The sequence below is a fragment of the Nostoc sp. JL23 genome, assembly GCF_017115065.1.
Classification (GTDB): Bacteria; Cyanobacteriota; Cyanobacteriia; order Cyanobacteriales; family Nostocaceae; genus Nostoc; species Nostoc punctiforme_A.
The window spans coordinates 42,447-48,446 of sequence record NZ_JABXKN010000157.1 but is presented as its reverse complement, the minus strand read 5'-3'; the positions used below and the strand labels follow the sequence as shown (position 1 = coordinate 48,446).

The 6,000-nt window shown below is 40.6% G+C and carries 6 protein-coding genes; all 6 read right to left on the bottom strand.

The features are described 5' to 3' along the window. Window positions 1–289: 289 nt before the first annotated feature. Window positions 290–1,123 carry a phytanoyl-CoA dioxygenase family protein gene (locus tag HWQ42_RS35360; RefSeq protein ID WP_292820841.1) on the bottom strand — a complete coding sequence of 278 codons (834 nt, stop codon included), beginning with the start codon at window positions 1,121–1,123 and terminating at the stop codon, window positions 290–292. Window positions 1,124–1,288: 165 nt separating this feature from the next. Continuing rightward, window positions 1,289–1,675 carry a signal peptidase I gene (locus tag HWQ42_RS35355; RefSeq protein WP_292820838.1) on the bottom strand — a complete coding sequence of 129 codons (387 nt, stop codon included), beginning with the start codon at window positions 1,673–1,675 and terminating at the stop codon, window positions 1,289–1,291. Continuing rightward, window positions 1,665–2,747 (bottom strand): galactokinase, encoded by a 1,083-nt coding sequence (gene galK / locus HWQ42_RS35350; protein ID WP_292820835.1) that lies wholly within the window; start codon window positions 2,745–2,747, stop codon window positions 1,665–1,667. The genes HWQ42_RS35355 and galK overlap by 11 nt, the downstream gene beginning before the upstream one ends. Before the next feature lie 5 nt (window positions 2,748–2,752). Beyond that, window positions 2,753–3,847 carry a M24 family metallopeptidase gene (locus HWQ42_RS35345; protein WP_292820833.1) on the bottom strand — a complete coding sequence of 365 codons (1,095 nt, stop codon included), beginning with the start codon at window positions 3,845–3,847 and terminating at the stop codon, window positions 2,753–2,755. Window positions 3,848–3,989: 142 nt separating this feature from the next. Further along, entirely contained in the window at window positions 3,990–4,763 is a 774-nt protein-coding gene (locus HWQ42_RS35340; protein ID WP_099101201.1) for a DUF3226 domain-containing protein, read from the bottom strand. After that, the gene (locus HWQ42_RS35335; RefSeq protein WP_292820830.1) at window positions 4,760–5,935 is read right to left on the bottom strand and encodes an ATP/GTP-binding protein; all 1,176 of its coding nucleotides are present in this window, start codon (window positions 5,933–5,935) and stop codon (window positions 4,760–4,762) included. Before HWQ42_RS35335 ends, HWQ42_RS35340 begins: the two co-directional genes overlap by 4 nt. Window positions 5,936–6,000: the final 65 nt, after the last annotated feature.

The window sequence follows — 6,000 nt, the reverse complement described above, 5'->3', positions numbered from 1 at the left end:
CAGACATCGTGCTTCCTTTGTCGGTAATGTTAAGGAATATTTCGCCAACAGCATCCATTAATTATGATAGGTGAATCAGCTTTTCAATTTTTCTTCTTTACCTCTTCCTTTGTGTCCTTTGCGGTTCGTTTTCTTATCTCTCTAATTTAATGAGACAAAGTACTTAGTAGTCTGTCAAGCGAAGTTTGAAGGGTAAAGCACGAACCACAGAGGCGCAGAGGGCACAGAGTCAGAGAAAAAAGAGATGTTTAAGAGGTGTCTCACTCGTCAAAGTTAGCTTGAAAAACTACTAGTATTTGAAATTCACGTAAGTTTCGACTTTGTTCTTAGGTAAGCTTTCTACTAGCTGACACCGTAGCATCTGCTTTAGTTTTTCTGGCAGGCTTTGATAATAGTCTTGTGGGAGAGTCAAATCTACCTTTGGTGTGTGCAACCAATGCATCGCATAGCCCATGACTACCATCGGTCTTGGGTGGTTTGTCAGATTTGGGGAACCGCGATGTAGTGCTAAAGGCGATCGCACCATCACGTCACCTGGCTGCATATAAAAGGATTCCATCGGAATTTCACCACTAGCAACTTTTTCTAATCCCTCTTCTCGCGGTATAACATGGGTTCCACGCGCCATTTGGAATGGGCCGTTTTCTGCGGTTACTTCCACAAGGGGAAAGTTGACTGCTAGGGCGTAAAGTGGGGTTACTATGCGATCGCCTACGGCGGGGCGTAGCCCATCGCTAAATAATGGGCGAAAATCCCGATGGGTTTCCTGATAATCCGAACCCTGGAATGGGACATCAACTCCCATCTGAACCATTACGTATTCTTGGAAAAACACGCGATCTAAGATACCCCTAATCACTGGATTGGCAAAAACTAACTCATTAGCAAATGGGTAAATCCAAGGCAAGGTTAGATAGTAGCGGGAAACTTCACGAGGAGCCAACCCACCTGGTTGATTTTGACGCTCGTGAAATAATTTTTCAAAAGCTTGTGCCCACTCGTCAATTAATTTTTGCTCAAAAACACCAGGAATCACACAAATTCCGTCTTGATTCAGTTTTTGAGCAAATCGGTCTAGGTCGGTTGCTGAATATTTCGCTATACCGCCTATACTTTGAACCATCTTTTTTATCCTCTTCAACTTATAACTAGAGTCGTATTAATATCTGACCTCTAGGGGATTTTTTAATTGCTCGTCGATAGTAACGCACTATTTTGCAAATTAGTGGCTGATACCAATTCTCCGTAACAATTAATTAAAATTATTTATGCCTAATTACTTTGCAAACTAACTCTTTGATGCTCCAGGCATTGCAACACTATCACCCGGCTTTGAAGGCCATCTGACAGTCAAAATAGTGCAGTCGGAATCAGCAACCCACCAATGGGATATACCTGCACACCAAAGAACATAATCACCTTCACGAGATAATAAAATTTCTCTATCTTCAAATTGCAGGCGAAATTCTCCGTGAATGAGAATTGAAAGCGTCGCAGCTTGGTTATTTACTGCCCATTCAGTTCTACTCTCACCTGCTTTGTGAACAGCCCATTTTACTTCTAGCATGTCCGTAGAACGCGGATCGTCTTCAGGGGTGATAAAGTGACCCATGAACCATCCCCAACGATTTACACCTTCAACGGCTGCATTTCCATAAACAACTTTAGGCTGCATCACTTAACTCCAAAGAAGGAACCAAAATTTCTCCGGTGTAACCTGCTTGCTTGTATTGTTCAAGAACATGAGTTGCAATACTTTTGGCTTCACCAGCCGCAACTAAAGCGACACTTGCCCCACCAAAACCAGCACCTGTAAGTCTTGCACCAAACACTCCTGGAGTTTTTTGCAACATTTCGACTAAAGTATCCAGGGCAGGTACGGATACTTCGTAATCATCTCGCAAACTGGCGTGGGATGCGTTCATCAATTCCCCAAAGCGCTCAGATGTTACTCCTTGCAATACTTCTAAGACGCGGTTATTTTCTGTAATCACATGACGGGCGCGACAGCGTAAAGGTTCGGGGAGTTTTTCTGTTACTTCAACATCAGTAATATCTCGTAGTGCCTTAACTCCTAGCGATCGCGCCGCCTCTTCACACTCAGCCCGACGCTGGTTATAACCGCTACTTGCTAGTGTGCGGGGTACACCGCTATCAATAACCAAAATCTCCGCCTTCTCAGGCAAAGGCATCACCCGGCGTTCTAAAGTCCGAGTATCTAAAAACAAGATATGCTCGGTATCAGCCAAACTAGAAGCCATCTGATCCATGATGCCGCATTGCACGCCAGCATAATGAATTTCTGCTTGCTGGGCAAATTGGGCGATTTCAACATCATCAATGGGAAGTTTCAGAAGTTGGCGTACTGCCCGAAGTGTTGCCACTTCTAAAGCCGCGCTGCTAGACAAACCCGAACCTATAGGAACCGATGATTGGACGTATACACAAAGCGATGGGATTGTATATCCTGCTTTTTGCAAAACCTCAATACAGCCAAAAATATAACTTCCGAATCCAGACGGAGTACGATTAATATCTGAAATGTTCACTTGCTCGTTGAGATTTTCCGAGTAAAAGTGATGCTGGCTATCGCTACTCAAACCTAGCTGTACCGTCGTAGATTGAGGAATCGCAGTTGGCAGAACGAATCCGTCGTTATAGTCGGTATGTTCGCCGAGTAAATTTACTCTTCCTGGCGCACTCGCTTTAGTTTCAGATGGTTTACCGAATACTTGTTGAAAATCCATAATTTTTAATTATACAAAGGTACAGGGCGTAACCTTCCTTCTACCTCAACATTAGGAAAATTTGGATCAAAAGTCAGATTTTCTAACTTTCCATCTTTCAAAATCACAAAAGTATCTTCAATTTTTGCCCCTACTAAACTAGGGTTCCAAGCGACAGCAATACCTTCTGCCAAAGGATCAGTAGTGGTTGGATTTGCTACGATTTCTCGCGCTAAATATCCAGTGGTTCCTCCCTGGTGGTGTTCGCGGATGGCATTGGGAAATCCATGCTGCTCATAAGCCTGAGCTAGGGCGTGATAAACTGCATCGAGTGTGGTTCCGGGTTGGCACAAATTCAAAATTACTGCTTCTACTTCACGCACATGGGAATGCAATTCGGCCTGTTCGCCTGAAAGCTCACCAAAACAAACAAATCGAGTCAGATTTGCATACAAACCGTAACCTCTAGCGCAAAACACCAGCATCGCTTGCCGTCCAATCTGTTCTCCAGTGGCTGTTGCATGACGGTATAGCGGTAAACGCCTCTCACCCGCTACCAGTGTCAGCGCTGGATGCAACCCTTTCCCCCATAACGCCTCTGCACCAGCACCCGCTAATTGATATTCTGTCCAAGTTGGCTTGGCGGCTTTGAGTACCTCTGTCATTGCCTGACTAGCTTTTTGCCCAACTTGACGATATCGCTCTAATTCGCTTGACATCATTACCCGTTTATGGATTTGCAGAGATGGGGGTAACGGCTTTTCTAAATTGGAAATGGGGCGATCGCTAATTGCTATTCCGCCGCCAATTACATCACGAACGAAAGACTCACGGGCAGCATAATCAGCCCAAGGGTTGACATACACCTTAAAATTAGCAGGCAGTTCTTCATCCTTAAGACGCTGGGCTTCAATTTCATCCGTCAATACCCAGGCATCTTCAGTAGTTACTAATACTTCTGCTACGCCAGTTTCAGCAGTCAGCAGCACGGTGTTAGAAGCGCCAGCCGTTGCCCAAGCAAACCAGTCTGTACCGCGCAAACGCACGCCTTGGACTTGCACTTCGGTTTCACGCAAGGTTTCCCTGATTAACTCTAGTTTTTTGGAGACTTCTTCGTTCATAGGAAAAACACAGATAGATACAGATGATTATCAAATTTACTTACGTCTGTCTGCGTCTGTCTGAGGTTGGTATTCCAAATGGTACACTAGCGATCACAATTACTGCTGGATTACTCCTGCTTTAATATCTGCGGAATATAGGTTATAAATTTAACAAACCCCTGAAAAATGTAGTTAAGTTTTGAATTACTGGAATTTCCGATGTTTCAGCACCAATCCAATGATTATCACTAATACTTGTTTGATTAGTCTTACCTGGTTTCAAAACACTTACAACCGTGGCAATTATAGCCTTTTCTTGATCAAACGGTTTCCACTTTAAAGGCTTTTTATTTCTTTCTTCTTCAGAAAATTTATTTATATACTCTCTTGCTCTTTGCATATATTCAGGATAAACCAAATCTCCACAATCACAAATCAAAGTATCTAACACACCTTGTTGAGAATTATCTGGTAATATGTAAATTCCCAATCTTGGTGATCCTGCTATTACATTACCACTTTCACTAACTGTGGTGGGAAAATCAGGAAAATATTCTTTAAAGCCTTGATAATATTCTTCTGCAACTTGATTAGGTCTATCTTTATCAGCATCAGCTACAATCGCAAAAGCAAAAAGACTAGAACAATCAATATCAGATAATTTATCTTTCAAATTAGTAATTAAATTACTTCCTTCACCTGCATATATAGCCAAGGATATTCGGTCATTATATAATATTGTTGGCATATCTAATCTTAAATATAATTTTCCTGTTTTTGGAGGATATACAGGAATGAACTTGCGCCAAATTCCATTTAATTCAGATACATTACCGTCAAATTTAGAAAAGCCCAATAATTTACATAAAATTTTAGATATAAAAGCTTGATCATGATTTCCCTCAACACCAATTAAAACATATTCTCGACTCACCAACGCACCTCCTGACCTAATTCTTCTCTTAACCGTCTTAATCTATGTCCATCATGTCTGATTACTCTTGTTTTTTCTTCCTTTGGTTCTAACCGATAAAGCACTAAATCTGAATCAGATTCGGTTACTTCTAATAAAGCATCAACAGCTTCAAGACTATGGGTAGTTGCAAATAATTGAACATCCATTTCTGTACACCATTTAACCAGCCACTGAAAAGAACTTTGTAAGGCTTCCGTATGAATTGTTGATTCTAATTCATCAATCAAAAGAATACCACCTTTTACGCTGGCAAGTTTCAGAGCTATATGCAATAAACGACGAATACCATCCCCAAAAGTGCTAATCGGTGCAAGTCCTAGTTTTTCATGTTGAATATAAATATTAAATTGAGAACTAATAGATTCTGGAGATAATAAAATTTCGATATCGGAAATGTTTGTATCCATCTGTTGTAATAATTTTACAACATCAGATTTAAAATTTTGAAACCTAGCTTCTGAAAGTAATCGAAATTGACCAATTGCTGAACGATGAGATGATGGTGTAACTGTGGCAGTATTCAAACTAGGCTCTCTGGTTCCTGATAGTCTATATAAAGGTTCATCCTCCCATAGTGAAAAATATTCAACAAAAGTAGGTGATTCACCAAGTAAAGTTAACAGATGATCATCTTTCAATATCTCTATTTTTAAATCAATTCCCTTCCGAACTCCTGGGCTGTCTTCAGTTTCAATTTCTTGCTCATTATCGTTACCAATTTCTTCATCATTTGTACCACTAATATTTATTGTGTTGTTTCCTTCAGATAAACGTATTCCCTCCATTTCTTCATAACTTGCTATCAACCTATTGACAGGAAATAAACCAGTGCTAGAAATAAGAATAATTGGTTTATAAGGTTCTACAGCAAACGAAGTATGATTTGTAAATAACCATCTTAGTGCATCAATAAGTGGAGTGCGCGCTCTAATATCCTGCTCTCTTTGACGTGCTGTACTCAGCCATGCTCTAATATCTAATGGATGACAGTAAATAGATAATGCTTCCAAAACACTGGTTTTACCTGAGTTATTGATACCAACAAGCAGGTTAATACGTCCGAGATCCTTTAGTTCTAAATCTCGAAGTCCTCTAAATTGATGAATTGTAATACTTTCTAAATTGCTCATAAGACTATTTTATCTCAAGCCTTATATCATAGATTATTTTTATGAACAAGAAACGCATCTTATGA

Bases quoted from the DNA above. Each gene is read 5' to 3' on its own strand.
- HWQ42_RS35360 (WP_292820841.1), bottom strand. From the start codon at position 1,123: ATGGTTCAAAGTATAGGCGGTATAGCGAAATATTCAGCAACCGACCTA.
- HWQ42_RS35355 (WP_292820838.1), bottom strand. From the start codon at position 1,675: ATGCAGCCTAAAGTTGTTTATGGAAATGCAGCCGTTGAAGGTGTAAAT.
- galK (WP_292820835.1), bottom strand. From the start codon at position 2,747: ATGGATTTTCAACAAGTATTCGGTAAACCATCTGAAACTAAAGCGAGT.
- HWQ42_RS35345 (WP_292820833.1), bottom strand. From the start codon at position 3,847: ATGAACGAAGAAGTCTCCAAAAAACTAGAGTTAATCAGGGAAACCTTG.
- HWQ42_RS35335 (WP_292820830.1), bottom strand. From the start codon at position 5,935: ATGAGCAATTTAGAAAGTATTACAATTCATCAATTTAGAGGACTTCGA.